The organism is Paraglaciecola aquimarina, from assembly GCF_032464635.1.
In the GTDB taxonomy this organism is placed as follows: Bacteria; Pseudomonadota; Gammaproteobacteria; order Enterobacterales; family Alteromonadaceae; genus Paraglaciecola; species Paraglaciecola aquimarina.
Genome location: NZ_JAWDIO010000002.1, coordinates 617,779 through 644,086, shown reverse-complemented (window position 1 = coordinate 644,086; position 26,308 = coordinate 617,779). Strand labels below are relative to the sequence as shown.

Annotated in this window: 24 protein-coding genes and 2 pseudogenes; 14 read left to right on the top strand and 12 right to left on the bottom strand. The window is 41.8% G+C overall.

Annotated elements, in window-relative coordinates; genetic code table 11:
- Positions 1 to 195: 195 nt before the first annotated feature.
- A complete protein-coding gene (locus RS130_RS03800) occupies positions 196 to 855 on the bottom strand; it encodes a GntR family transcriptional regulator (protein ID WP_316024864.1) in 660 nt (219 codons plus the stop codon).
- Positions 856 to 1,143: 288 nt separating this feature from the next.
- Here RS130_RS03800 and RS130_RS03795 point away from each other — a divergent pair, with 288 nt between their 5' ends.
- Positions 1,144 to 3,531 (top strand): TonB-dependent receptor, encoded by a 2,388-nt coding sequence (locus tag RS130_RS03795; RefSeq protein WP_316024863.1) that lies wholly within the window; start codon positions 1,144 to 1,146, stop codon positions 3,529 to 3,531.
- Positions 3,509 to 3,868: a TonB-dependent receptor gene (locus RS130_RS03790; RefSeq protein WP_316024862.1), complete on the top strand. Its 360-nt coding sequence runs from the start codon at positions 3,509 to 3,511 to the stop codon at positions 3,866 to 3,868. The genes RS130_RS03795 and RS130_RS03790 overlap by 23 nt, the downstream gene beginning before the upstream one ends.
- A 598-nt stretch (positions 3,869 to 4,466) precedes the next feature.
- Here the strand turns inward: RS130_RS03790 and RS130_RS03785 are convergent.
- Genes RS130_RS03785 through RS130_RS03765 form a run of 5 tightly spaced genes read right to left on the bottom strand, consistent with a single transcriptional unit; the run spans position 4,467 to position 7,814 of the window.
- Complete coding sequence (locus RS130_RS03785; RefSeq protein ID WP_316027961.1) at positions 4,467 to 4,688, bottom strand: sulfatase/phosphatase domain-containing protein; 222 nt, start codon at positions 4,686 to 4,688, stop codon at positions 4,467 to 4,469.
- Positions 4,685 to 5,179 carry a sulfatase-like hydrolase/transferase gene (locus tag RS130_RS03780; protein ID WP_316024861.1) on the bottom strand — a complete coding sequence of 165 codons (495 nt, stop codon included), beginning with the start codon at positions 5,177 to 5,179 and terminating at the stop codon, positions 4,685 to 4,687. The genes RS130_RS03785 and RS130_RS03780 overlap by 4 nt, the downstream gene beginning before the upstream one ends.
- Before the next feature lie 31 nt (positions 5,180 to 5,210).
- Positions 5,211 to 5,627 carry an alkaline phosphatase family protein gene (locus tag RS130_RS03775; protein ID WP_316024860.1) on the bottom strand — a complete coding sequence of 139 codons (417 nt, stop codon included), beginning with the start codon at positions 5,625 to 5,627 and terminating at the stop codon, positions 5,211 to 5,213.
- Positions 5,628 to 5,685: 58 nt separating this feature from the next.
- The gene (locus RS130_RS03770) at positions 5,686 to 5,991 is read right to left on the bottom strand and encodes a sulfatase-like hydrolase/transferase (protein WP_316024859.1); all 306 of its coding nucleotides are present in this window, start codon (positions 5,989 to 5,991) and stop codon (positions 5,686 to 5,688) included.
- A gap of 29 nt (positions 5,992 to 6,020) precedes the next feature.
- Entirely contained in the window at positions 6,021 to 7,814 is a 1,794-nt protein-coding gene (locus RS130_RS03765) for an arylsulfatase (RefSeq protein ID WP_316024858.1), read from the bottom strand.
- A gap of 186 nt (positions 7,815 to 8,000) precedes the next feature.
- Here RS130_RS03765 and RS130_RS03760 point away from each other — a divergent pair, with 186 nt between their 5' ends.
- Together RS130_RS03760 and RS130_RS23670 are read left to right on the top strand one after the other, a co-directional pair.
- Positions 8,001 to 9,155 carry a mandelate racemase/muconate lactonizing enzyme family protein gene (locus RS130_RS03760; RefSeq protein WP_316024857.1) on the top strand — a complete coding sequence of 385 codons (1,155 nt, stop codon included), beginning with the start codon at positions 8,001 to 8,003 and terminating at the stop codon, positions 9,153 to 9,155.
- A gap of 144 nt (positions 9,156 to 9,299) precedes the next feature.
- Positions 9,300 to 10,498, top strand: a pseudogene (locus RS130_RS23670) (MFS transporter).
- A 106-nt stretch (positions 10,499 to 10,604) separates the two neighbouring features.
- Here the strand turns inward: RS130_RS23670 and RS130_RS03745 are convergent.
- Genes RS130_RS03745 through RS130_RS03725 form a run of 5 tightly spaced genes read right to left on the bottom strand, consistent with a single transcriptional unit; the run spans position 10,605 to position 16,571 of the window.
- On the bottom strand, positions 10,605 to 10,823 hold the full coding sequence (locus RS130_RS03745; RefSeq protein ID WP_316024854.1) for a formate dehydrogenase subunit delta: 219 nt from the start codon (positions 10,821 to 10,823) through the stop codon (positions 10,605 to 10,607).
- Positions 10,805 to 11,635, bottom strand: a complete 831-nt coding sequence (fdhD, locus tag RS130_RS03740) for a formate dehydrogenase accessory sulfurtransferase FdhD (RefSeq protein WP_316024853.1) — start codon at positions 11,633 to 11,635, stop codon at positions 10,805 to 10,807. The genes RS130_RS03745 and fdhD overlap by 19 nt, the downstream gene beginning before the upstream one ends.
- Entirely contained in the window at positions 11,636 to 14,518 is a 2,883-nt protein-coding gene (gene fdhF / locus RS130_RS03735) for a formate dehydrogenase subunit alpha (protein ID WP_316024852.1), read from the bottom strand.
- On the bottom strand, positions 14,518 to 16,080 hold the full coding sequence (locus RS130_RS03730; RefSeq protein ID WP_316024851.1) for a formate dehydrogenase beta subunit: 1,563 nt from the start codon (positions 16,078 to 16,080) through the stop codon (positions 14,518 to 14,520). Before RS130_RS03730 ends, fdhF begins: the two co-directional genes overlap by 1 nt.
- Entirely contained in the window at positions 16,080 to 16,571 is a 492-nt protein-coding gene (locus RS130_RS03725) for a formate dehydrogenase subunit gamma (protein ID WP_316024850.1), read from the bottom strand. Before RS130_RS03725 ends, RS130_RS03730 begins: the two co-directional genes overlap by 1 nt.
- A gap of 125 nt (positions 16,572 to 16,696) precedes the next feature.
- On the opposite strand from RS130_RS03725, the gene RS130_RS03720 reads away from it, so the two are divergent.
- Both RS130_RS03720 and RS130_RS03715 read left to right on the top strand, forming a co-directional pair.
- Entirely contained in the window at positions 16,697 to 17,767 is a 1,071-nt protein-coding gene (locus RS130_RS03720) for a substrate-binding domain-containing protein (RefSeq protein ID WP_316024849.1), read from the top strand.
- A 231-nt stretch (positions 17,768 to 17,998) separates the two neighbouring features.
- Entirely contained in the window at positions 17,999 to 18,406 is a 408-nt protein-coding gene (locus RS130_RS03715; protein WP_316024848.1) for an ExbD/TolR family protein, read from the top strand.
- 93 nt (positions 18,407 to 18,499) lie between these two features.
- On the opposite strand, the gene rraA is transcribed toward RS130_RS03715, so the two are convergent.
- On the bottom strand, positions 18,500 to 18,985 hold the full coding sequence (rraA, locus tag RS130_RS03710) for a ribonuclease E activity regulator RraA (protein WP_316024847.1): 486 nt from the start codon (positions 18,983 to 18,985) through the stop codon (positions 18,500 to 18,502).
- A gap of 193 nt (positions 18,986 to 19,178) precedes the next feature.
- On the opposite strand from rraA, the gene RS130_RS03705 reads away from it, so the two are divergent.
- The 8 genes and pseudogenes from RS130_RS03705 to RS130_RS03670 all read left to right on the top strand — a co-directional run bounded on the left by RS130_RS03705 (position 19,179) and on the right by RS130_RS03670 (position 26,296).
- The gene (locus RS130_RS03705; protein WP_316024846.1) at positions 19,179 to 19,688 is read left to right on the top strand and encodes a phosphatase PAP2 family protein; all 510 of its coding nucleotides are present in this window, start codon (positions 19,179 to 19,181) and stop codon (positions 19,686 to 19,688) included.
- 13 nt (positions 19,689 to 19,701) lie between these two features.
- Entirely contained in the window at positions 19,702 to 20,775 is a 1,074-nt protein-coding gene (locus tag RS130_RS03700; RefSeq protein ID WP_316024845.1) for an MJ1255/VC2487 family glycosyltransferase, read from the top strand.
- A gap of 116 nt (positions 20,776 to 20,891) precedes the next feature.
- Positions 20,892 to 21,050, top strand: a complete 159-nt coding sequence (gene lptM / locus RS130_RS03695) for an LPS translocon maturation chaperone LptM (RefSeq protein ID WP_316024844.1) — start codon at positions 20,892 to 20,894, stop codon at positions 21,048 to 21,050.
- A gap of 1 nt (position 21,051) precedes the next feature.
- Positions 21,052 to 22,305 (top strand): diaminopimelate decarboxylase, encoded by a 1,254-nt coding sequence (gene lysA / locus RS130_RS03690; protein WP_316024843.1) that lies wholly within the window; start codon positions 21,052 to 21,054, stop codon positions 22,303 to 22,305.
- Positions 22,306 to 22,389: 84 nt separating this feature from the next.
- A complete protein-coding gene (locus RS130_RS03685) occupies positions 22,390 to 23,673 on the top strand; it encodes a glycoside hydrolase family 117 protein (protein WP_316024842.1) in 1,284 nt (427 codons plus the stop codon).
- A gap of 160 nt (positions 23,674 to 23,833) precedes the next feature.
- A pseudogene (gene dapF, locus RS130_RS03680) lies at positions 23,834 to 24,663 on the top strand (diaminopimelate epimerase).
- 24 nt (positions 24,664 to 24,687) lie between these two features.
- Entirely contained in the window at positions 24,688 to 25,353 is a 666-nt protein-coding gene (locus tag RS130_RS03675) for a DUF484 family protein (protein ID WP_316024841.1), read from the top strand.
- A gap of 34 nt (positions 25,354 to 25,387) precedes the next feature.
- Positions 25,388 to 26,296, top strand: a complete 909-nt coding sequence (locus RS130_RS03670) for a tyrosine recombinase XerC (protein ID WP_316024840.1) — start codon at positions 25,388 to 25,390, stop codon at positions 26,294 to 26,296.
- Positions 26,297 to 26,308: the final 12 nt, after the last annotated feature.

Genomic DNA, 26,308 nt, shown 5'->3' with positions numbered 1-26,308 from the left:
ACTCCGTTCTAATTAGTTAATATAATATCTCTTTTGCATCTTGCTTGGCATTTTCGTGATTTGCGCAAAAATATGTTGTTACCTATTAACTGGCCTGATTCTACCGATCCATTTTAAGTAGCAAAGCGTCTATATGTTGTCTGATCTGAAGAGCTAAAATTTTAATTCAACTGGCTGCGCAGATTAGTCGAAAACTCAACGTCCTAAATAGCGTGACCAGTATTCATCACTACTAGTTAAGTGTTGTTGCATTGCTAATAATGTTCCTTTGACATCTCGCTTTTTTAATACAGACATAATTTCGCGATGCTCTTGTATGCTCTGTTGAATACGCGCTCGTTTTAGCTGCACGCTAGAATGTGCGGCGAGCATTTGCAGGCGATTCTTTCTCCATAAGTTCACAGCTTTGCGGTTATAGTGATTCTTGTACATACTCCAGTGAAAATCGGTATCTAACAGCTTAAATGACAAATTGTCAGCTGTTTCCATCTGCACCATGAGTTGTTCCAATGCAGATATTTCTTGTTCGGTATGTTCTTCTACAAAATATTCGATCAAAAATGGTTCCAATAGATGAAGTACTTCTAGGGTGTCTCGCATCGATTCGTACTCAAATGATGCCACCCGGGAGCCACTATTATGAGCGATGGTTACTAACCCTTCACCTTGTAATTGTTTCAATGCCTCTCTAACAGGGGTAATGCTCGTATCATATTTTTTGGCTAATGCAGTGGTAACTAGTCGGTCTCCACTAACAAATACTGCGTTGGCGATATCATTTAAGATAAAAGAATAAACACTATTATCATCCTCAATGAGAGGTGAGCGTTTAACCTCGCCAAGTTTCATGTTCATGCGTTACTACTCTTTTCTAGGGGGAGAATTATCTAAATATCATAATATAAACCCAAGTCTATTTATATTTTAATCATACCAAAACCAACTAATTTACTTTTTCAACACTTGATAAATACAAGTTCATAACATACTATCCAATTTAAATTACATACAATCCATTCATTTTGGTATGTAATTTTGATTTTGGCGCATAATTCATTATTAAAGTCAGCGCTTGGTTTTATGGGGTGTTACACATTTTCAGTAACAGTAAATTTTTGAGCAGCATCATTGAGAACTATAATTATGAAAAACTATATACAACAATCAGTTATAACTGCTATGGGGGTCCTTGCACTAACGAGTGTAGGGCAGTCATTTGCGCAACAAAGTGAAGTAAGTGCCGTCTCTGATGGCGAAGATGTAGAAGTGATAAGTGTCAAAGGGATCCGATCTAGTATTATCTTGGCTACGGAAACCAAGCGTAGTGCACCTGTAGTCGTTGATGTCATTAGCTCTACTGATATTGGACGCTTTCCTGATGAGAATATTGCTGAATCACTACAGAGAGTTACCGGTGTTCAAATAGAAAGAGTAAGAGGGGAAGGGTCCAAAGTAAGTATTCGCGGTTTACCTCCGCAGTTTACGCAAACCACTATGAATGAGCGCAATATCGCGTCTGCATTTGCGTTGGACTACTTAGGCACTGCATCTCGAAATTTTGAATACTCTGCTTTACCCTCTGAATTTGTTAGCTCACTTGAAGTTTACAAGACGCCAATGGCGTCGTTACAAGAAGGTGGTCTATCGGGCACTGTTATTGCGCGTACTCATAGCCCTTTAAATTACGGGAAGGAAAGGCTTGCACTGTCTACCCAACTCGCTCACGAATCAAATTCAGGTGAAGTGGCGCCAAGGGTGTCTGGTATGTACTCTAACGTATTCGCAGATGGAAAAGTTGGCCTGAGCGTTGGTGCTGCATACACAGAACGTAACGCAGAAACTCAGTCATCGTTAAGTCGTGGTTTTAGACGTTCACGTAACTATACTCAGAACATTCTCTTGTTAGAAACCTTTCAAGAAGAGAAAGAAAGAACCAGCCTTATTGGGCGTTTAGAGTATCGACCATCAGATAAGTTGAGCAGTTATGTTGATGTATTTCAAACTGAAATTGATAACTTGTCCATTCGGGGCCAATCAGCATATAACTTTGGGAATACTGTTGGTCGAATAACCTCCACTAGTGCGGAGCAGTTAGTTGACTCTGGTACTATCTTCGAACAAGTAGGTGACAATTTACTGACCACAGCAGTCGAATTGACGAATGTTGAACTTCGACCCGGCGGCAGATACCAATCAAGAGAAGGTAAAACTACTGCTTACGCTTTGGGTGGAAAATATGAGCTAGATCAATGGACGTTTAAGGGAGAGTTGAACCTCTCTCATTCTGAACAATTAGCTGATGGTCTGAATATTCTAACGAGAGGCTATGTTAGCCAAGCTGGGTACGATACTACGTTAGACGAAGATATGACTTCGTTGGTGTTGTCACCGCAAGCGCAAATAGAAGTGACTGATTTAAGTAACTTTGAGTTGTTAAGTTTTTTCGGAGAGTTTGGCAGCAAAGTTGAAGATGATATAAAAAGCTTACGATTTGATGTGGCACGCCACTTCGATAGTGGAATTATCAAAACTATCAAGTTTGGCAGCACCTATTCTGAACACGAACAATTCGGCAATCAACGACGCCTAGACATTGATAAAGGTGAATTGGCGTCAAGGTACGGTATTCCGGCTCGTGCAGGTGGAGGTTTTGAAGGCGCGCCGGTGGTGGAGTTAGCTGGAGCTGGTGGCGGTTCCTTTTTAGACGCTTATGATGGCCCAGCTTATGTTCCAAACCAGTTTCTACGAGCTAAAACTCGTGATGTAGTCGAGGCTTTTAGTCGGCAAGAACTTGAGGCTATGGGGGCTATTAGCTTTAACGAGACAGCCAAATTGGATGTACAAGAAACGGTTACTGCTGCATATGCACAAGCAGATTTTACTGCAATTGACGATGCTTTGACAGGGAACTTTGGAGTAAGATTGGTTGAAACAGAGCAAGTCACTAATGGTATAGGCCCAGATCTAGCGGGAATTACCTTTCAGCCTGATGCTGGGGCGCTTATTACTATTCCAGCCGGACAGGCCATTAGTGTGAGCCGTACTTATACCGATGTGTTGCCTTCGTTGAATTTAGCATATGAAATTTCTGACGACTTAGTTGCAAGATTTTCTGCATCAAAAACTATGTCTAGACCTTCGTTGTCACAAATTTCACCGTCAACAACAGCAACTAATGTGCCGCCAACCATTAATAAAAACAACCCTTATTTAGACCCATTTCGTTCAAATAATATAGACGCTTCGTTGGAGTGGTATTTTGCTAGTGGTTCGATTCTATCATCAACAATATTCAAAAAAGAGTTGGTATCTTTGGTGGAAACTGAGACTTTGAATCAAAGCCTCGACATTATCGAACTGTCAGCCGATGGCAGCTCACGAACGATTAGTGAAGAGTTTATTATCAATTCCCTTAAAAATGGTGAAGGGGTTGATTTGCAGGGTATTGAATTAACTTTTCAGCATAACTTTTCGGATCTGCCAAGGTATCTTAAGCAATATGGGGACGATGCTCAATTATACGTACATTGATAACTCTGAACCGACTAAAGTGACTGGATCTTCGAAGAACAATTTTAATGCAAGTGCATATTATGAAGGTGAAAAACTAGCCGTTAGATTTTCTTATACTTGGAGAGATGAGTTTCTGATCGCGACAGGTGCTCAGGAAGGTTTTGGACGTTTTATCAAAGCATCGGGTATCCTTGACGGTAATGTCACTTATGATATTTCCGAAAACTTTTCTGTTGTATTAGAGGCAATTAATTTGCTAGATAAAGCAACCGCATCCATAGATGGTAATGGGTATCCGGCTATTTACGAAGATTCTGGGCGACGTGTGTTGTTTGGTGTTAGAGCAAATTTCTAAGTCGTAAAAATATAAAGTAGATGGCAAATCTGCGGCCATATTCAGGCTTGCCATCTACTTGTTAATTGACATCTTAAATATTGGCCTTTTCTGATTGCTTGCATGCAAGTTTTTAAGCTATCAACAACTTTATGATATGGCTGTCGGAAAACCGCTGTCACAGTAATTCATTTTACATCTACTAGCCGTTCGCAATTTGCGCAAAGGCGGTCAACTGCCTACTTACTGCCAACTCCTGAGGGTATACTCGTATACCTTGTTACTCGTTTAGCTGAACTGGATTTTCTAGTAATAGTCCACTATTGCGTCCGTAAAACCGCCTTGCTATACACGAAAAATTTCGTTATCGAATAAATCTTACCCCAAATATAACTGGGTCATAATTTTAAGTGTTTGAATTGTTTGTAAAATTCAATTTGAAACGACACTCATAATTATGAGTTTTGATTAATTAAGGATGGTAGGTTGACTCGAGGTAGTTTAGACAATGGTCTATTTTAACAATGGAATGACGGTGGCGCACTAGACAAACAAAGCTGCCAAGTTTGTAATGTCTAACACGCTGATGAATTTACCTGTTAGTGATTGCTGCGTTTTGTTAGTGCATGTATAGCTGTTTTTGAAAACTTAGACGTTCAGCAGAGGGGTCTGCGACTCGTATCAATTCAGATTCTAGTTGATTTGCCATGCGCAATGCTACTTTCCGATATTTTGGTATTTTTGCTAAATTGGTTAATTCTAGGGGATCATTTCTTAGATCATATAATTCGTCTGTATCATCACTTGGATACCAAACGAATTTAAAATCTTTGTCTCTTATTGCTCTAACTCCGAACCATGCTCCGTTGTACCATTCGTATGCATATAAAAAAAATCTTGTTGGTCTGAGATGGCTGAGTCCCCTTGCAGCATAAGAGGTAGTAATGAGTGGCCATCTACATCTCCATCTTCTGGTAGTGACATTAATTCAGCTAAAGTTGGAGCCACATCCATAAGTGACACATGACGGTTAATTACCCGTGGGTGTGTGCTGGGATTTTTAATTAGCATAGGTATGCGCATGAGTTCGTCATATGCGTAAGGACCTTTGTCGTATAGGCTGTGTTCGCCAATCATGCTGCCCTGATCACCAACGAATACAATAGTTAGATCTTTATACATACCTAATTGCTTGGTCGTATCGATTATTTCGCCTACTGCTCGGTCAACCATTGCAATTGCCCCGTAGTAATGTGCCCTTGATTTTCGCCAGTCGGATTCAGACATATGTTCAGTATCATGCCATGGCCACCATATTCCATCTTGTGCCATTGGTTTATTTACTCTTTTGCTCTTAAAATTGCTAAGGCAATTCAATCTTTCTGGGGTCAAACATACTGGCATAAGGTTCGGGCACTCGATAAGCTGGATGTGGTTGATTAAAACTAATAACCCCAAAGAATGGTCGCTCATCCTTAGCTGCTTTACGTAGCATTTTTTGCCCATCGCGAACCTTTTCTGCAGCATGGGTGTCGTCGTAAGTACCATCTAGTGTTTGGTAGTATTGATGCTTTTCACCATTGTCATCTAGCCCGCCCGCGTGATAATGAGCAATGCCCTGCTGGCGATCTCGAGGTACTCGAGGTTTTAACTTTCGTGGTACGGTTTCGGACTTGCCAGTAACAAATTCTGCGCCTCTTAATCTAGGGCCTTTGGCCCCAATATGCCATTTCCCAACGTAACCGACCATATAGCCTGAGTCAGCAGCACGTTTAATCAACCCCCTTCCTTTAAAGATAGGCTTTCGACTCTTGAATGATAAAGTTCGACGTTGTCGTCTAAGCCTGTTTTGTGTCCCCAGCGGCCAGTAAAAAAAGCGGCGCGAGAGGGGAACACAAGCCGGTGGTGGACATGGCATAGTCAAATCGGCTCGAATGTGCGGCTAAGGCATCTATATTGGGAGTACTGACAGGGCCGCCTCGGTACGAAAATGTATCGAAGCGCATGTCATCAAACATTAGAATAAGTACATTGGGCTTCTTAGTCGTTTTCTCATTAGCTGCCTTAACATTGGATTGGAAACTAAGCAGTATCAGTAGCCCCAATATGATGGAAAAGGGCTTAAGTGATTTAGTGAAATTCATATTCTTTTCAACCTAATTTTGTTGGCTAATTAAAGGTCCAATCTATTGACTTGTACAAAGTAAGGGCCTACTGGTAGTCGTTGATCTCTGATGTAAGCATGGAAGTTACCTTCACCTGCAGGTAATTCGACTTGCTCAAATGTAACTTGTTTTTGCCCTGGGTTTAGACTTTTAGACAGGTATACTTTTCCGTATTTTAGGTAAGCTACGGCACCCTCTGACACTTCTGGTAAGTCGTAAGTCACCGTGTAAAGGCCCTTTTCTGAGCGAACCCGCCAATGACCTAGTTGATTGTCTTCTATGACTCTTGGCCCGCCATAGTCGAAACGAGAAATGACTCTAGGCCCACCCCAATCAAAGCGGGAAAGACTGACTTCTGGTTCGGCTGGATGGCCTAATGAAATTCTCTCAATGCCAGCTGCAGCACGTTCTTCGGTGACTTCATCAAACCAATTTTCGTACCGAAGTAACATAGCATCAACTATTTTAGGATGATCTTTTGCAATGTTAATACGTTCACTAGGATCGGCCTGTACATCATACAATTCCAAGTTTTTGAGCACATTCTTAAGTACCCAGTCGGTTGGTTGATGCACGATACCGTGAGGAAATGGGTGAGGACTGACGAGTTTATATTTTGGGGTTCTTAAGGTGAAATGCATGTATTTAAATGGCGTCGGGCCATAGTGTAATTGCACAAAAAAGTCTCTTTCTTCGAGCCCGTCATTAATATTTTTTGTCCACAGAGGTAACAGTGACTGGCCGTCTATGTGATTGTCTTTAGGGGACTTTATCTGGGCAGCTTCAAGCAGTGTTGGAAATAGGTCCATAATAGTACCCATTTCGTTGGTTTGTGAATGAGCTGCAATTTTGCCCGGCCAACTAACAAAGAATGGAACTCTTATACCGGCGTCATATACGCTAGTTTTGGTTCCTCTAAGGTTTGACACCCATCTACCAGGGTAAGAATCATTTTTAGTGCGACGATGACGAGGGCCATTATCAGATGTAAAAATAACGATTGTATTTTCTTCTATGCCAAGAGCTTGCAATTTATCCAGAACACGACCGACGTTATAATCAATACTAGCAATCATTCCGTAGACAAGAGCATTGTCCTCGTGCAACCCCATTTTGCGATATGGCTCGGCAAGTTCATCGGGAACTTGTAAAGGTAAGTGTGGAAGGTTGGTGGCCAAATAAGCCAAGAAAGGCTTATCACTTTTTTGTTCGATAAAATCGATGGCAGCATTGGTAAAAATATCATCGCTATAACCTTCATAACGTTTCGATACATTATTGTGTTCTAAAATGGGGTCGAAATAGGTATTGCCGGCAGGTCCAGCATCCTGACCAATCCCACCTCCCTTATGCACTAAGACTTCTTGAAAGCCTTGGTCTGTTGGTCGCATTGGATGGTTATCGCCTAAATGCCATTTTCCGAAAATCCCCGTTCTGTATCCCGCCGCACTTAATACTTCGGCTAGCGTTGTTTCACTTCCTCGCATAAAGTGATCCACCTGAGTCACTGCCGTGACACCAGTACGGTAAGGATAACGACCTGTCATTAACCCTGCTCTTGTAGCAGAACAATTGGGGTAGGTTATCAAGTGAGTCATTTCTAGTCCATTGGTAGCTAGCCTCTCTATATTGGGCGTTTTCAAAAATGGATTGTTGTGCATACCGATATCACCATAGCCCTGATCATCTGTCATCATAATGACAATATTAGGGCGGTCTTGGGCATGCGCACTGGTAACCATAAGTATTAATACTGAGATGATTAGTTTCAGAGCGGTTGAGCTTGTGCAAATGGGGTTCATAATCCTCATCCTGTTATGTTAATTATTGATTTAAATACTGTTTTAAATTTGTTATCTACTTAAATATAAACATCCTATCATTTAAAAGATACTTCATTTATATAAATTACATATAATCCGTGTAAAAGTATATTTAATTGTGTATATTCTGTATATATATTGTTAAGGGGATGAGTTCTCAGTTAAATGAAAATTACTAATATTAAAGCCTATGGCTTTTGGGCAGGCTTTCGTAATGTCTGTTTGGTCAAAGTAGAAACTGATTCAGGTATTTACGGGTGGGGAGAGTCGGGGCTATCAGGTCGTGAAAAAGCTGTGATAGGCGCAATTGAACATTTCAAGCAGTTTCTAATTGGTAAAGATCCAAAGCAAATTGGTGCTTTGTGGCAAGAAATGTATCGAGGCCAATATTTCGAAGGGGGCAGAGTGCTGGCTGCTGCAATAGCAGCGGTTGATATTGCCCTTCACGATTTAGTTGCAAAATCCTTAGGTGTTCCTGTTTACCAACTATTAGGCGGCAAGCAACGAAATGAAATTCCATTGTTTGCTACAAGTATCAAACCAATGGGACAAGAATTAATAGATGACCTCCTAGTACTGAAAAATGCAGGTTGGAAGGTGTTACGGGCAACCACCGGTGAGCATGGTAATGCCGAGGCTCCAAGTACTTTTGAGCCTAGGGAATCTGTTGCTGAAGTTGCCAAATGGATGACGATTGCTCGTCAAGCGTTAGGGACTGAGATCACACTGGGAATAGACTATCATCACAGGTTGTCTGTACCAGAGACCGTTTCTTTTATCGATAGAATGCCAACGGGAACCTTAGATTTTATCGAAGAGCCAATTAGAGATGAATCCCCAGCCGCATATCAAACATTAAGGCAAATGGTGAATACACCATTTGCAATTGGTGAAGAGTTTACAAGTAAATGGGACTTTTCTCATTATACACAAAGTGCGTTAACCAATTTTGGTCGTGTGGATATTTGCAATGCTGGTGGTTTAACTGAGTCGATGAAAATAGCGGCACTGTGTGAGTTACATTATATCGACATGATGCCACATAACCCACTTAGCCCTTTGTGTACTGCAGCATCTGTTCACTATTGTGCGGCCATTAGTAACCTTTCTTGGCTAGAGCTCCCTCCGTATGATGGTTCAATGGAAGACTACGACAAGTATTTCATCAATCGCCCGTTAGTTGAGGGAAATGTTTTGAAGGTCAATGACGCTCCAGGTTTAGGTGTCGATGTAAATGAAGAGCTAATTCAAAATTTGACGTTTAAATTTTGGGAAACTCCTCGACTGTGCAAAAAAGATGGTTCTTTTACTAACTGGTAAATATAACAATAAGTCTAAAAGGTAATGAGTATGGCTACACAATCTAACGCTGCTGGAAGGGATGATAACTTACCTTCTGCCGGCAATACTAAAAAGCGCTTTCAAATACTGCTGTTAATATTTATTACCGTTGTAATCAATTATATGGACCGTACCAATATATCTGTTGCAGCATCGGCATTATCTGAAGAACTGTCGCTAACATCGGTGCAGATAGGCTTGGTTTTTTCTGCGTTTGGTTGGACTTATTCTATATTGCAAATCCCCGGCGGCATTGCGGTTGATATGGTTAAAGCTAGATTTTTGTACCCTTTCATCCTAATTGCTTGGTCTATCGCGACACTTGTACAAGGCTTTATTTCTTCGTTTACGGCGTTGATTGGTTGCAGAATGGTTATTGGCGTTTTTGAAGCGCCTTCTTATCCGTGCAACAACAAAATTGTCACATCATGGTTTCCCGAAAATGAAAGAGCTTCAGCCATTGCTGTGTATACCTCTGGACAATTTATCGGTTTGGCATTTTTAATGCCGCTTTTAGTGGTTATACAGAACTATTTCGGTTGGCGTGGATTATTCGTTATCTCTGGCCTTATTGGGATCCTATGGGCATTGATTTGGTATACGTTCTATCGTGACCCTAAAGATCATCCAACTATCAGTAAGCAGGAATTAACGTTATTGACCGACCAATCTGTAAAGAAAGAGGCTGATACCGACAAGGCCAAAATTAATTTTGATAATTTGAAAGTAGCATTTGGTCATCGAAAATTATGGGGTATATATATTGGTCAGTTTTGCCTTGGTGGGGCATTAATTTTTTCTTAACTTGGTTTCCTACTTACCTTGTAGAATATCGAGGATTGGACTTTATTAAATCAGGATTCTTAGCCTCTGTGCCATTTATTGCTGCTTTCTTTGGCGTGCTAGCGTCCGGCTTTACATCTGATTTTTTGGTACGAAAAGGATTTTCCAAAGAAGTTGCGCGAAAAGCGCCAATTATTGCTGGTCTACTACTAACAATTAGCATCATCGGTGCGAACTATACTGATGATACTTTTTGGATTATTACTTTTCTATCCATCGCTTTTTTTGGCAATGGTTTGTCTTCCATTTCGTGGGTATTTGTTTCTCTGATTGCGCCGAAGAAATTGGTTGGATTAGTTGGAGGCTGCTTTAATTTTGTCGGCGGTTTATCGGCAGTAATAGTTCCTGTTTTAATAGGCTGGCTAGTTCAAGATGGTGACTTTAAACCGGCTTTAATGTTCATTGCTGCTTTAGCCGTAACGGGATGTTGTTCATATTTATTTTTAGTCGGTAAAGTGGAGCAAATTGAAGCTAATTAGAAAACGCAGAAATGCGACGTGTCTGTGCTACATGAGCCGGTGTAGGAGCGAACAGGGTAAAATATCATAAGTAACTAGTGCCAATAGAGTGCGCTTTGTCGCACGCCTATTGATATTTTTTAGCCAGTTCATTGATGGATAACATCGCTAAGGGTAGCAAATCTTTTCCATCTTGTTTGGCATAGTCAATAATTTGCTTTTTCATAGACAAGGCCCAAAACTTTGTTAGGTGGTTAACGATTAATGCTACCGACTCTTGTTGGGTTTGGTGGCTATTATTAGTGGCAATCTGATTGACCATTTTGACTAGTTGTTCTGTGGACATAGGGTTTCTTCATTTTTTGATATTGGGTTGTAACGTAAGTGGCGAGCGGTTCGTGCAAAACCGATTAAAGTGAGCTGACTTTGTTTCGCTAACTTTACGGCAAAGGCTGTAGGAGCAGATACCGACACCAATACACTGACCCCAACGCTGGCTACTTTTTGCACCATTTCATAGCTGGCTCGGCTAGAAACCAGTACAAAACCCTGGCTAAAATCAGCATTTTGCTTGGCTAACGCACCCAGTAGCTTGTCTAATGCATTGTGGCGGCCTACGTCTTCTTTAGCGACAAGAATTTTTCCGTCTGCGTTGCACCAAGCGGCACCGTGACAGGCCCCAGTTAAATCTTGCAGTGGCTGAAATTCAGACAAATGTTTAACTGCCAGCTGAATTGCTTGATCACTGATGGGTAGATGGCTGGTTATGGTTTTTATTGGGCGAATGGCTTGTTGTAGCGATTCTGCACCACATAGGCCACAACCAGTACGACCGGTTAAATTGCGTCTCATTTGTTTGAGTTGAGCCATGCGCCTAGCAGTGATTGTGAGTAATACTTCAAGGCCATTGGCTTGCTCGACAATTTCTATGTCTAGCAATTCACTGGCAGCGTGTAAAATACCCTCGGTTAAGCTAAAACCTAAGGCGAAATCGGCTAAGTCTTGAGGCGTGGCCATCATCACTACATGAGAAATGCCGTTGTACACCAGTGCAATAGGTACTTCTTCAATTAAGGTATCTGGATGGCAGCTAATCCCGTCTGTTCGCCATTCTGATACCACAAATTGCTCATAAGTTTTTGGGTTGGTTATGTCCATCTAATTTTGCATGGCCTCGCCAGAGTTCACACCTGTTGCCAATAAGTTGATTTGTTTCTTATGGAAATCAACAAACTCTTTCTGCCATTTAGAAGGTTGACTGACTTTTTCTAGTTGTACGGCTGTGACTTTGTATTCAGGGCAGTTAGTGGCCCAATCTGAATTATCTGTGGTGATCACATTCGCACCACTGTGAGGGTGATGGAAAGTGGTGTATACCACACCCGGTTGCATACGTTCGTTAATACAAGCTCGCAGCACAGTATGCCCTGCTCTACTTGTTATTCCTAACCAGTCTCCTTGTTTAATGCCTCGCAATTCAGCATCGCTAGGATGTAGCTCAAGTTGATCTTCGTCATGCCAGGTTTGGTTGTCGGTGCGACGGGTTTGCGCCCCCACATTGTATTGAGACAGTATTCGCCCTGTAGTGAGCAATAACGGGAAACGTCTACTGGTTTTTTCTTCGGTGGCTAAGTATTGAGTAATAGCAAAGTTGCCTTTGCCTATAGGGAAGTCCACCTCATGCATAGTGGGGGTACCATTTGGATGTTGTGCGTTACAAGGCCACTGAATACTGCCCTGCTCTTCTAGTTTTTGATAGCTGACGCCTGTAAACGACGGCGTTAAGCTGGCTATTTCATCCATTATTTCTGAAGGATGGCTATAGCTCATTGGGTAGCCTAGGGCGTTAGCTAGGTCAACAGTGACTTGCCAATCTTCTTTGCCGCCTAAGGCTGGCATCACTTTACGCACTCGATTGATGCGGCGCTCTGCGTTGGTAAAAGTACCGTTTTTCTCTAAAAAGGTAGAGTCAGGTAATAATACGTGGGCAAATTTCGCAGTCTCGTTTAAGAAAATATCTTGCACTATTAAGCAATCTAGCGACTTGAGGGCTTTTTCTACGTGGTGGGTGTTGGGATCTGACTGAGCTATATCTTCTCCTTGCACATACATCCCTTTAAATTTACCCGCTATGGCAGCATCGAACATATTGGGAATACGCAGTCCAGGTTCGTGATCTAATTTTACGTTCCACACTTTCTCAAAGTGCCCTCGAGCAATATGATCGGATACATGTTGATAGCCTGGTAGTTCATGAGGAAAAGAGCCCATATCACAAGAGCCTTGGACATTATTTTGACCACGTAGCGGGTTAACGCCTACTCCTTCGCGGCCAATATTACCTGTGGCTAAAGCCAAATTAGCAATTCCCATTACCATAGTCGAACCTTGACTATGTTCGGTAACGCCTAGACCATAATAAATCGCGCCGTTACCCGCTTTGGCATATTCTCTGGCTGCTCGGCGAATATCTGCTGCTGGCACTCCTGTAATCGGCTCCATAGCTTCTGGTGAATTGTTATCTTCAAGAATGAATGCTTGCCACTTTTTAAAGGCGGCATCATCACAGCGTGCATCGATAAAGTGTTGGTCCTGTAAATCTTCTTGCATGATGGTGTGAGCGATTGCATTTACCAAAGCGACGTTAGTCCCTGGGCGCAGAGGTAAGTGAATCGCTCCTGTTACATGAGGGGTATTTAATAAATCAATTTTACGCGGGTCGGCAACGATTAACTTAGCTCCTTGTCGAAGGCGCTTACGCAGCATAGAGCCAAACACTGGGTGGGCATCGGTTGGGTTAGCCCCTATCACCAATATGCAGTCACTGTGTTTGACCGAGTCGAAAGTCTGCGTGCCCGCTGATTCACCTAAGGTGCTTTTTAAGCCGTATCCTGTTGGGCTATGACATACTCGAGCGCAGGTATCTGTGTTGTTATTGCCAAATGCAGCACGAATCAGTTTTTGTACTAAATAGGTCTCTTCGTTAGTACAACGCGAAGAGGTAATGCCGCCTATGCTTTGTTTGCCATATGTTTCTTGGGTGGCTCGTAGCTTCTTGGCTGAAAACTCTATAGCATCTTGCCAACTTACTTTGCGCCATGGTTGGTGGATATCATCGCGGATCATAGGATCAACAATTCTGTCTTTATGGGTGGCATAGCCAAAAGCAAAACGACCTTTTACACAAGAGTGGCTCTGGTTAGCTTGGCCGCCTTTGTAAGGCACCATGCGCACGACTTTGTCTCCTTTCATTTCCGCTTTGAAGGAGCAGCCAACCCCACAGTATGCGCAGGTCGTAATCACGCTGTGTTCTGGCTGGCCCATTTCAATTACTGTGTTTTCCATTAAGGTGGAGGTAGGACAGGCTTGAACACACGCCCCACAAGATACACAGTCAGACTCTAAGAATGAGCCATTTTGTCCTGCTGCAATTTTTGAGTCGAAGCCTCTGCCTTCTACTGTTAAAGCAAAGGTACCTTGTACTTCTTCGCAGGCTCGCACACAGCGCGAGCAAACAATACACTTGCTTGAGTCAAAGGTGAAATAAGGGTTGCTGGTGTCTTTTTCAGCTTGCAGGTGGTTTTCGCCTTCAAAGCCGTAACGTACTTCTCGTAAGCCTACGGCTCCAGCTACATCTTGTAATTCACAGTCACCATTAGCTGGGCAAGTTAAACAATCTAGCGGGTGATCAGAAATATACAATTCCATGATATTTTTACGTAACTTAGCTAGAGGTTCGGTTTGCGTACTGACTTGCATGCCTTCGGCTACAGGTGTGGTGCAAGATGCGGGATAACCTCTGTGTCCTTCAATTTGTACCGTACACAGGCGACAAGAGCCAAAGGCTTCTAGGTTGTCTGATGCACACAGCTTGGGAATATTGATACCTGCCATCGCGGCGGCTCTTAACACTGAGGTGCCTTCAGGTACAGATATGTCTGTGCCATCTATATTCAGGCTAAGCATGGCCTTTGATTGACTAGCTGGGGTACCGTAATCTTTATCAAAATCGATTGTCTTTGGATCGAATATTTCAACCATTATTGTTCTCCTGCATGTTTCGCTATTGACGCATCTACACTGTCGGCAAAGTGTTTAAAGGCACTTTGCACTGGAAAGGGAGTCATGCCGCCCATAGCGCATAAAGAGCCGTGGATCATGGTTTCGCATAAGTCATCTAACAATTCGATATTCTGCTGCGGGTTAATGCCAGCTTGGATCTTATCTATAACCTCCAAGCCACGGACCGAACCGATTCGACATGGTGTGCACTTACCGCAAGATTCTGCGACACAGAATTCCATCGAAAATCGTGCCTGCTGTAGCATGTCTACTGTGTCATCAAATACGACAATACTACCGTGACCTAGCACTGCTTGTATTGCTGTAAAGGATTCGTAGTCTAACGGTGTGTCCCATTGGCTTTCTGGAAGATAGGCGCCTAATGGCCCGCCTACTTGTATGGCGTGCATAGGTTTACCGGTAAATGTGCCGCCGGCGAATTCATTGAGTAATTCTCTTAAGGTTAAACCAAAAGCCAACTCGATTAGTCCGCCTTGATTGACATTGCCGGCCAATTGAAGAGGTAAAGTACCTTTTGAGCGGCCCATGCCATAATTTGCATAGTGATTGCCACCTTCGGCCAAAATGTATGGGATGGCCGCTAAGGATAAAACGTTATTGATTACAGTCGGGCATCCGAACAAACCTTCAATTGCAGGTAAGGGCGGCTTAAAACGTACGAGTCCTCTTTTACCTTCAAGACTTTCAAGCAGAGAGGTTTCTTCGCCACAGATGTAAGCGCCTGCGCCTAGACGTACTTCTAAATTAAATGTTTGACCACTAGCTAGAATATCGCCGCCTAAGTAACCTTGAGAATAGGCGTTTTCGATGGCTTCGTTGAGTATTTGATGGGCAACAGGATATTCTGAACGTAGGTAGATGTATCCTTGATTGGCGCCAACCGCTAATCCGGCAATGATCATGCCTTCAATTAGCATTAATGGGTCGGCTTCCATGACTAAACGATCGGCAAAAGAGCCAGAGTCTCCTTCGTCAGCGTTGCACACAATGTACTTTTGTGAGGCGTTGCAATCATGCACGGTTTGCCATTTGATGCCAGTTGGAAAAGCCGCGCCACCTCGCCCTCTAAGGCCAGAGCATGTAACTTCATCAATGGTTGCTTGCGACGAAAGTGTTAAGGCTTTTCGTAAACCTTTAAAACCGTCGTGGCGCAGGTAATCATCAATACTCACAGGGTCGATAATGCCAGCTCTGGCAAAAGTTAATCTTTGTTGTTTGGCTAAATATGGGATGTTGTCAGTTTGCCCCAAATATAATGGGTGTTCGGGTTTACCTAAATGAAACTCTGCATCGAACAAAGACGAAATATCCGATTCACTCACTGGTCCGTAAGCCACTCGGCCATGTTCTGTGCTTACTTCAAGTAGTGGTTCTAACCAAAACATGCCACGTGAACCATTACGGACAATTTTAATATCTAGGTTACGCTGTTGTGCTTCAGCTCTTACCAGCGCCGCAATGCGATGCGCGCCTTGTGCAAGAGCTGAGGTGTCGCGAGGAATAAATACAGTCATGCTCATTATTTTAGCTCCACAATATAAGTGGTTTTTTGGTCGAGCAATTGATCAAATTTCTCCGGCGATACCCTAGCGATAATTTCGTCATCGATTTGTACATTTGGTCCATTTGTACAATTTCCTAGACAATAAACAGGCTCTAAGGTGAACTCTTGATCTGCTGTGGTGCCGTGGTAATCCAATTTGAGTGAGGTCTTCGCATGATGCTCTAAAACTCTAGCGCCCCTTGCTTGACAAGCCTCTGCTCGGCAAATTTGTACAATATGATTACCGGGCTTGGCTGTGCGAAAGTGATGATAGAAACTGATCACACCGTGTATTTCCGCGCTCGTTTGGTGAAGAGCTGAGGCAATCATCGCTACGGAATCTTCAGGAATGTAGCCTTGAGAATCTTGAATAGCGTGCAAGATGGGTAACAGGGCTCCTGCCACGTCTCGCAAAGAGTCAATAATCTCGCTTACAGCTACTGGATCCCAGTTTGAAACGTCACTCATAATGTTTGGCCTTACCACAAGGGGCAATCAGTTAAATATATGTATTTTTATGCATATATTGGTCGACTAAAAAATAATGGAAGCTAAAATAACACGTATGTGTCAGATGCTAAATATGAATAGATATGCATATTAAGAAGCTCAATATTAAACCTAATTGGACCTTTGTCGACGAGCAAGGTAACGAATTGTCACCCGTGTTATTTCGATTGCTAGCAGAAATTAAACATTCAAATAAATTGACGGCTGCTGCTGTTAGTGTCGGCATTTCTTATCGTTCAGCTTGGAATTTAATCCAAAAATCTTCATGCCTGTTTGGCATGCCTTTGGTCGAGTTACACAAAGGGCGAGGCGCTAAACTATCGTTATTAGGTGAAAAGTTGTTGTGGTCAAAACATCGAGTTTCGGCCCGATTAGGACCACAATTGGATAATTTAACTTCGGAGCTTAATAAGGAGATACAACAAATTTTAGTGGACGTAAAACCTGCTTTGCGTATTCATGCGAGCCATGGTTACGCTGTGTCCTTACTAGCCGATTATAGTGAGACATTGCCGCTGGCTTTACAGTACAAAAGTATAGAGGACGCATTAACCTCATTAAGTCGAGGAGACTGTGAATTTGCTGGCTTCGATGTGCCTATGGTGGCAGTAAGTGAAAAAATGAAGGGGATTTTTCGTAAATATCTTAGGGTAGACGAATATAAAATTGTCAGTTTTGTTACTCGGCAACAAGGGTTAATTTTGCAGCCCGACAACCCTAAAAACATCCAGAGTATTAACGATTTAACTCGTACCGATGTGAAGTTCATTAATAGGCAGAGAGATTCCGGTACACGTTCTTTGCTAGATGAGTTGTTAAGAGCGGCCAAGCTTAGTAGCGCAGACATTAACGGGTTTGTGGAAGAAGAGTATACACATTCTGCCGTCGCGGCTTATATCGCTTCAGGGATGGCTGATGTAGGCTTGGGAATTGAAGCCGCTGCAAGGCATTTTGGTTTGAGCTTTTTACCGCTAGCAGCAGAATTTTATTTGTTGGTTTGTAAAAATAAAACACTACAACAGCCTTTAGCGCAGCAGTTAATTGATACGATGCAAAGTAAAAAATTTATCCATGACGTAGCTGTTTTACCCGGTTACACGCCAAATAATTGTGGAGAAATAACGAAAATAAATCAAAAGTTGGATTGGTTCTAAGTACGTAGAATAAGGCTTGAGCTCGATCTGTGACTCATTTCAAGTCACTATTCAATGGATAATTATCAAAACCTACTGGATTATTTACGTGATTTACGGCAGGCTATAGCATACTTGTGCTAGCAATTAATTTTAATATTTTATTAATTTAATATTAATTAATTGATGCTCTAAGGCAAAACTGTCTTTATACTAGAAAGATTCGTTTAACCCAATTGGCGATTATTAATAATGAAAAGAAAAAAGCACGGCTCTGCCGACGACGAAGCAACCATTGATATGACTCCCATGTTGGACATCGTGTTCATCATGCTTATCTTCTTTATAGTAACGACCTCTTTTGTGAAAGAAAAAGGTTTAGAAGTTAATCGTCCTAAAGATTCTAAGACGCCGCCGCCGCCGACTAATGTTAAGTCTTTGGCTATTCGAGTAAACGAAGACGGCACCATTATTGTTAATGGGCGTGAAGTGGATATTCGCCGAGTAGAGGCTAATATTCAAAGCTTCTTAGCGGAAAATAATCAAGAGTCAGCTGCCGTTCAAGCTCACCCTAAAGCGAAACATGGTAACGTTACTGAAGTAATCAACGAAGTGAAAAAAGCAGGTATTAAAAATGTATCTGTATTGGTTTCTAAATAACTAGTTTTTGTTTGAAGTATGCAATAACGCCGTGATTCATTTGAGTCACGGCGTTTTTTTATCTGTAAATTGCGGTGGTAATAATACTTGCTGCTATTCAAGATCTAGCGGTTCAGGCGATAAAATAATTCCTGTGCGATCTGCGTATAAATGATCCTCTGGTAAAAAGGTTACGCCACCAAAGTTAACCGCCACATCAATTTCACCAATGCCTTGGTCATCTGCACCAACGGGGATAGATGCAATGGCGTGAATGCCGATGTTTATTTCTTCTAAATCATCTACTTCTCTAACGCTGCCATAGCACACTATGCCTTCCCAGCCATTATCAAAAGCTACTTGAGCTGTATACGCATCAATTAGCGCACAACGCATCGAGCCTCCGCCATCGATGAGTAAAATTTTGCCTAGCCCAGGTTGCTCTAAGGCTTTGAGAATAAGTCCTTTGTCTTCGAAGCACTTGATTGTCGTTATTTCTCCACCGTAAGAAGGGCTACCGCCAAAACTGACAAACATTGGCTCTACTACGTCGACACTATCAGCAAATAAATCACAAAGAGTAGAAGTATTGTAATCCATATTTATTCCTTAGTTATTTAAGTTAGCGTGGGCGGTCTATACGTCAGTGTAAACCTATTTTAAGTAAAGATCAGATCCATCTTTATTCGGTAAGTTTACCTCCCGTTTTGTCATCTAACTTTAGCTAAAGTGTCACTTTTCATTCACATAGCCCGCCTAGAATTGAAGCAAGTTCTCCATACGGATTAATGTTATGAAAATTTTGGCACAGAGCGATAGGGCCTTATTTTACTGGATGTTTAATCTCATGGCGAAAAGAGACTGCGGCTGGATAAAATGGGTATCTAAGACTGGCGATGGGCAATTGTATGTTGTACTTGGAGCACTACTTTGGTGGCTAGAGCCAGAACATGGTGCACTATTTTTATCATCTGGGTTGTTGGCTTACACCTTGGAGATACCCGTTTATTTAATTCTAAAGAGGGCGTTAAAACGAAAACGTCCATGTGATTGCGCTAATAATTTCAATGCGCATATCACACCTTCTGACAAGTTCAGTTTACCTTCAGGGCATACCGCAGCCGCTTTCTTAATGGCGTCTTTGGTGAGTGCTTTTTATCCAAATTTACTCATTTTCGCCTACTTTTGGGCCAGCTGCATTGGCTTATCTAGAGTGTTATTGGGGGTGCATTACCCTGGAGACATAGTGGCTGGTGCTGCATTAGGAATGAGTATTGCTTTAATTAGTTTATCTATTTTTTAAAGGTTTTGTAGAAATGAGAATACTTTTTGGTGTGCAAGGCACTGGAAATGGGCATATTACCCGAGCTCGAATCATGGCCAAAGCCATGGCAAAACGTTCGGATGTAGAAGTTGACTTTATTTTTTCTGGTCGAGATGTCAATGGCTATTTTGATATGGAAGTGTTTGGTGAGTTTAGAACTTTCCAAGGTTTGAGTTTTGTCACTAAAAAAGGCTGCGTCAATTATTGGCAGACTTATCGAGCCCTTAAACTTTCTCAGTTCTATCAAGATGTAAAATCTTTAGATTTAGCTCGCTATGATTTATTGCTAAATGATTTTGAACCTATCACCGCATGGGCCGCAAAAAGACAGAAAATTCCTTCGATATCGCTGAGTCATCAAGCGGCTTTTGTTCATCCAATTCCTATGCAAGGGGCTGGCTTGATGGATAAAATTCTCATGCGCTATTTTGCCCCAGCGGATTTTAAATTGGGTATTCATTGGTATCACTTTGGTTTTCCAATTTTACCGCCATTCATCGATGACGAACATATCGAAAATGTGAAAGATAAAAGTATCTTGGTGTATTTACCTTTTGAGGACGTCGATGATATACAAAGCGCATTGTCAACATTTTCTGAATATGACTTTGTTTGTTTTCATCCTGCAATAAAACACGCTCATGTAAATGACAACATAGTGTGGCACGCCCCCGCCAAGTTACCCTTTAAAGCCGCTTTAGCGCGATGTCGAGGTGTCATTGCGAATGCAGGGTTTGAAATGGCAAGTGAGTGCCTACATTTTAATAAAAGTATGTTACTGAAGCCTTTGGCTGGGCAATTTGAACAAGCATCTAATGCGAACACACTGGCGGATCTAGGATTATGTCAATTGATGCAAACCTTAGACTTGGAGGTGATTGAGCAATGGTTGCAATTTGAGCCTAGTGCTAGCGTACAGTTTAAGTCAGATCCGAATATTTTGATCGACTGGATTTTAAGGAAAAAATGGGCAGATACCCAAGGGTTATGTTCATCATTATGGCAGCAAGTTACCTTTCCCCCTTCGGTACAAACGTCCCTAAGGCATATCTCGTTATCAGGATAATTAGCCCTTTGTTATTTCATATGGCATAAAATAAGGTATTCAGTATGTAGCAATACTTTGCATTTGCGCCATGTAATGACATCATTAGACCATACTAAAATACGGTTATTGTTGTTATGTGTCATTCTTTTAAATTACGAGTACTTGCTGGGCTAATAATTAGCCTAATTGCTCTTTCCTCATGTGGGCAAAAGAAGAGCTTATATTTGCCAGAAAAACCAGAGACGAATAACCCTACTAGCGATGTCCAAGAATCATCTGAGGGGAACAAATAAGATGGATTATTTTGCATACAAAAACCAACAACTTTTTGCTGAAGACGTGGCACTTGAAGAAGTAGCGAAACAATTCGGTACTCCTTGCTATGTCTATTCAAAAGCAACAATAGAACGTCATTGGCACGCGTTTAATAACGCGGCGGGCAAACAACCCCACCTAATTTGTTATGCAGTAAAAGCTAATTCAAACCTAGCCGTACTAAATGTTATGGCTAAACTGGGGTCGGGTTTTGATATTGTGTCTGGTGGAGAACTTCAACGAGTGCTTAAAGCCGGAGGCGATGCTAAAAAAGTTGTGTTTTCGGGTGTGGGCAAAACGGCTGAAGAAATTGCTCTTGGTCTTCAAGTTGGCATTAAGTGTTTTAATGTTGAGTCACGTAGCGAGTTGGCACGTATTAATAGTGTGGCGGCATCGTTAGGTAAAACAGCACCAATTTCGATACGGGTTAACCCCGATGTTGACGCTAAAACTCATCCATATATTTCTACGGGTTTGAAAGATAATAAATTTGGCGTTGAGCGAGAGCAAGCCGTTGAAATATATAAATATGCTGCTAGTTTTGCTAATTTAAATGTGGTGGGAATAGATTGTCATATTGGTTCGCAGTTAACTGATATAGCGCCTTTTGTGGACGCGTTAGATATACTACTCGCGTTAATTGATGAGCTAGCTGAACACGGTATTAAAATTCAGCATCTTGATGTAGGTGGCGGTTTAGGAGTGACTTACGATAATGAAACACCTCCTCATCCAGATCAGTACACCCAAGCCATTGCGCAGCGCCTAACAGGGCGTGAAGATCTAATGCTAATTTTTGAGCCTGGTCGGGCTATTATGGCTAATGCGGGTGTCTTACTGACAAAAGTAGAGTTTTTAAAACAAGGGGCTGAGAAAAACTTCGCCATCGTGGATGCTGCAATGAACGACCTTATTCGCCCATCTTTGTATTCTGCATGGCAAAATATCATCCCGCTAAACGATGCATTACCCCGAGAAAAAGCCTTGTATGACATAGTCGGCCCTATTTGTGAGACAGGTGATTTCTTAGGTAAGGGCAGAGCGTTAGCCATTGCACCTGATGACTATTTGGCAGTGCGAAGTGCTGGAGCTTATGGTTTTGTTATGGCATCAAATTATAATAGTCGTCCTAGGGTACCTGAAGTGCTCATTGATAAAGACGTAGTTCACTTGGTGAGAAAACGCGAAACAATAGAGCAACTGTTTGAAAATGAAATTATCCCAAACAATTAATTGTTAACTAAGTGCTAGGTTGCTCTAGGAACCTAGCGACTTTTTGTTTACACTTGCAACATCTTTTTTACTAGGAAATTTACAGTGAAAATATGTTGCAGTGTTATATCCATTCTTTTTCTTTCGTGTTCTGCATATGCAGAGAATAATCAAGAGTCGAAACAGGCCGATAAAGCATTCCCGTTTTATATGCCTGATAAAAAACCTGATCGTCCCTTGAGTGCATCTGCTGCACGTAATTATGATAACTACTTGGCTAATCGCCAAGAAAACAACGAGTTATATACTCAATTCAAATATACCAAACTTAAAGGTTTTGACTATAACGGCGGTGACGGCACTATTTCTCGCCGTGATCCATCAAAAATTATTTTTGAAAACGGTAAATATTATGTCTGGTATACCTATCGCAATACCGAAGTGTCTCCAAAGGGGGCAGATTTAAGCAGTGACACGGTTCCTTCTGCTGATTGGGATTTGTCTGAGATTTGGTATGCAACGTCTGACGATGGTTTTACGTGGCAAGAACAAGGGGTGGCTGTGCCACGTCCGCCTAAACCCAATGTTGGTTGGCGTTCGGTTTCTACTACCGATATCTTAAAGTGGAAAGGAAAGTATTACCTTTACTATCAGGGGTTTATGGAAGCTAGTGGGAAACGCGGAGACGACTGCCCAGTGGCCGTTTCTTATGCCGATTCGCCAGATGGACCTTGGACACCTTATAATCAAATTGTCATCCCAAATGGTGCGCCAGGTGAGTGGGATCAATACTCAATTCATGACCCCTATCCTCTGGTGCATGATGGAAAAATATATTTGTACTACAAATCTGATTTCTCTAAGCAGGATGAGCGCAGAGGCTTGGTTAGAATGCAAGGTTTGGCGATTGCTGAAAATCCATTGGGACCTTTTAAGAAACATCCGCTAAATCCCGTTTTGAGTTCAGGCCATGAAACCACCCTGTTCCCATTCAAAAAAGGCGTGGCAGCTTTAGCTATCCGTGATGGCAATGAGCGTAATACTATTCAATACGCCGAAGACTGGGTGAACTTTGAAATAGCCTCCATTGTGGAAATGATGCCAGTTGCTGCAGGTCCTTATGTTCCTGATGCGTTTACCAATACACAAGACGGCAGAGGTATTACATGGGGATTGTCTCATTTTACTGGTGTTAATGGTTGGGATAAAAACCATTCTAATTTAGTCCGCTTTGATGTGGATTTAAGTTTGGATGTAGATGATCGTCAAATGAAACGACACAATATTAAGTTTAGTCCAGAGCAACACTATAAGTATGGTTTGTCTGGCGAACAGAAAAAGCGTATTCAACGGCAAACAGAAAAACTGAAAGGCCAGCAAAACAATTGATAGTATCCTGAGATAATAATTAACCTAGAATGATATTATTTATGCTATCAATTGTTAAAGACATAGTCAGTCATTGCTTGAAGTGATATAACTCTAATTAGAATCTCTGGTTGGTCAAAACTTTGACTGACCAGACAATAATTTTAGTTAAGTAGTGACAATGCAAATCCAGTTTTCAAAGATGCAAGGTCTGGGTAATGATTTTGTGGTTATTGATAATGTGACCCAAAATGTGTTTTTTTCGCAAGAGAAAATCCGTCAATTATCCGATCGTAATTTTGGTATCGGTTTTGATCAGCTTCTGTTGGTCGAACCTCCGTATGATCCCGAACAAGATTTTCATTATCGAATTTTCAATGCCGATGGGTCGGAAGTTTCACAGTGTGGGAACGGCGCTAGGTGTTTTGCTAGATTCGTTAAGATGAAAGGCTTAATTAATAGAAACAAAATAGTGGTCAGCACTAAAGCTGGCCGTATGGTGTTGTACTTAGAAAAAGACGGCTTGGTCACCGTCAATATGGGCGTACCTCAGTTCGCTCCTCATCTGATCCCTTTAAAAGCGAATAAACAAGAGAAAACCTATATCATTCGTGCCAACGATCACACCTTTTTTGTGGTGCTGTTTCTATGGGTAATCCACATTGCGTGTTACTGGTTGATGACATTCAAGCGGCTGATGTTGAAACTATGGGACCATTGTTAGAAAAGCATGAACGCTTTCCCGAAGGTGTGAACGTTGGTTTTATGCAAATTATTAATCCTAGTCATATTAAGTTGCGCGTATACGAGCGAGGGGCGGGTGAAACACTTGCCTGTGGCAGTGGTGCCTGCGCGGCGGTGGCAGTAGGCCAACTTCAAAATCGCTTGAGTAAAGATGTAAAAGTCGATTTACCCGGAGGAAGTTTAAAAATACGTTGGCAAGGAAGGGATAATGTATTAAAAATGACAGGCGCGGCTGAACATATTTTTGATGGCTTTATAAACATATGAGTAAAGGGTAGATATAATAACAACATGGAATTAAATACTGCTTTAGAAACCGATGAACAACTAGCCGCTGAACAAGTGGCAGCATATTTGTTAGACAACCCAGATTTCTTTGCTCAATACCCCAATATTGTCGAGAAACTTGAAATTCCTCATGCTCAGAAAGGGTCAGTATCTTTAGTTGAACTGCAAAGCGAACAGTTACGCAAAAAAGTACGCACATTGAACCTTAAGCTAAGTCAACTGATTGCCATAGCCAAAAAGAATGAAGAGATTTACCGGATATACGCAGACTTGAATATCCGCATTTTAAAGGCTACTTCGATTTATGACTTGACGTATATTTTGGAAGAAGTCATCCAAGAAAACTTACAATTAGCGTCAGTCAGTTTAATGCCATTCAAAGGTGCCAATGCGCTGCCAGAAATACAGCGTCGACTATTTATTGAAAAGCGCTTTAAAAAGGAGCATCATTTTTTTGGGCGACTCAGTGACCATGAACGAAAATTATTGTTTGCCGATCAAGTCGCGAATTCTGTGGCACTGCTGCTACTAGGTGATGCTGGTGAGCTAGGTATTTTAGCCATTGGTAGTAAAGATCCAAGTCATTTTAATCCCGATATGGATACCTTGCTGATTTCTCAATTGCAGCAATTTTTAGGTATACTTTTACCAAAATTATTAACCTACTAATACAGCGTTAATGCGCTGTCTTAGTCGAGGTAATATGCAAACATCTGATTTATTATCTGCACAGTTAACTGACTATCTACAGCGTTACTTTGATCATTTGAAGTACGAGAGAAATCTAGCAGCAAAGTCGATCGACAGTTATCAAAGGCAGTTGTTTGCTGCTTTTAGTGACCTCCCTATAGACAATTGGTCAGCATTGACTACTGAACATATTCGCAATATTTTGAGTTGTGCTCGGCAAAACAAGTTAAGTGCTCGTTCAATTGCCCTTCGATTGTCGGCTATTCGAGGGTTTTGTGATTATCTTGTGCAGCACAAGTTACTGTCTGTTAATCCCGCAGCTCAAGTACAAGCTCCTGTACAAGGCAAGCCTTTACCTAAGCAGCTTAACGTGGATGAGATGCAACAATTGTTACAGATTGCTGATGATTCAACCTTAGCGATCCGAGATAAAGCTATGATGGAATTGACTTATAGTTGTGGGTTGCGACTAGCCGAGCTCGCGAACCTCAATCTAAATAGTGTGCAAGCTGATGGCCAACTAAGAGTCATTGGTAAAGGGAATAAAGAACGCATCTTGCCTATTGGTAAAGTTGCCTTTGCCGCCCTACAAGAGTGGTTAAAGAGGCGTCCCGAGTTTGCTGGCTCTGAGCAAACGGCATTGTTTGTCAGTAAACTAAAAAATAGGATCTGTACTCGACAAATAGCTAAGCGGATGAAGTTGTGGGCGGTAAATCAGCACTTAAATCAGTCGGTTCACCCTCACAAACTCAGACATAGTTTTGCTACCCATATCCTTGAGTCCAGCTCCGATTTACGTGGAGTGCAAGAATTACTGGGACACGCCAATCTATCTACAACCCAAGTTTATACTCATTTGAATTTTCAGCATTTAGCTAAGGTTTATGATGCAGCACATCCACGAGCCAAAAAATCTCGCTAACTCATGAGCAGA

Bases quoted from the DNA above. Each gene is read 5' to 3' on its own strand.
- RS130_RS03760 (WP_316024857.1), top strand. From the start codon at position 8,001: ATGAAAATTACTAATATTAAAGCCTATGGCTTTTGGGCAGGCTTTCGT.
- RS130_RS03795 (WP_316024863.1), top strand. From the start codon at position 1,144: ATGAAAAACTATATACAACAATCAGTTATAACTGCTATGGGGGTCCTT.
- RS130_RS03780 (WP_316024861.1), bottom strand. From the start codon at position 5,179: ATGGCACAAGATGGAATATGGTGGCCATGGCATGATACTGAACATATG.
- RS130_RS03765 (WP_316024858.1), bottom strand. From the start codon at position 7,814: ATGAACCCCATTTGCACAAGCTCAACCGCTCTGAAACTAATCATCTCA.
- rraA (WP_316024847.1), bottom strand. From the start codon at position 18,985: ATGGATTACAATACTTCTACTCTTTGTGATTTATTTGCTGATAGTGTC.
- RS130_RS03715 (WP_316024848.1), top strand. From the start codon at position 17,999: ATGAAAAGAAAAAAGCACGGCTCTGCCGACGACGAAGCAACCATTGAT.
- RS130_RS03730 (WP_316024851.1), bottom strand. From the start codon at position 16,080: ATGAGCATGACTGTATTTATTCCTCGCGACACCTCAGCTCTTGCACAA.
- RS130_RS03675 (WP_316024841.1), top strand. From the start codon at position 24,688: ATGGAATTAAATACTGCTTTAGAAACCGATGAACAACTAGCCGCTGAA.
- RS130_RS03725 (WP_316024850.1), bottom strand. From the start codon at position 16,571: ATGAGTGACGTTTCAAACTGGGATCCAGTAGCTGTAAGCGAGATTATT.
- RS130_RS03745 (WP_316024854.1), bottom strand. From the start codon at position 10,823: ATGTCCACAGAACAACTAGTCAAAATGGTCAATCAGATTGCCACTAAT.
- RS130_RS03700 (WP_316024845.1), top strand. From the start codon at position 19,702: ATGAGAATACTTTTTGGTGTGCAAGGCACTGGAAATGGGCATATTACC.
- lptM (WP_316024844.1), top strand. From the start codon at position 20,892: ATGTGTCATTCTTTTAAATTACGAGTACTTGCTGGGCTAATAATTAGC.
- fdhF (WP_316024852.1), bottom strand. From the start codon at position 14,518: ATGGTTGAAATATTCGATCCAAAGACAATCGATTTTGATAAAGATTAC.
- RS130_RS03770 (WP_316024859.1), bottom strand. From the start codon at position 5,991: ATGAATTTCACTAAATCACTTAAGCCCTTTTCCATCATATTGGGGCTA.
- RS130_RS03800 (WP_316024864.1), bottom strand. From the start codon at position 855: ATGAACATGAAACTTGGCGAGGTTAAACGCTCACCTCTCATTGAGGAT.
- RS130_RS03720 (WP_316024849.1), top strand. From the start codon at position 16,697: ATGCATATTAAGAAGCTCAATATTAAACCTAATTGGACCTTTGTCGAC.
- fdhD (WP_316024853.1), bottom strand. From the start codon at position 11,635: ATGGACATAACCAACCCAAAAACTTATGAGCAATTTGTGGTATCAGAA.
- RS130_RS03790 (WP_316024862.1), top strand. From the start codon at position 3,509: ATGCTCAATTATACGTACATTGATAACTCTGAACCGACTAAAGTGACT.
- lysA (WP_316024843.1), top strand. From the start codon at position 21,052: ATGGATTATTTTGCATACAAAAACCAACAACTTTTTGCTGAAGACGTG.
- RS130_RS03705 (WP_316024846.1), top strand. From the start codon at position 19,179: ATGAAAATTTTGGCACAGAGCGATAGGGCCTTATTTTACTGGATGTTT.
- RS130_RS03670 (WP_316024840.1), top strand. From the start codon at position 25,388: ATGCAAACATCTGATTTATTATCTGCACAGTTAACTGACTATCTACAG.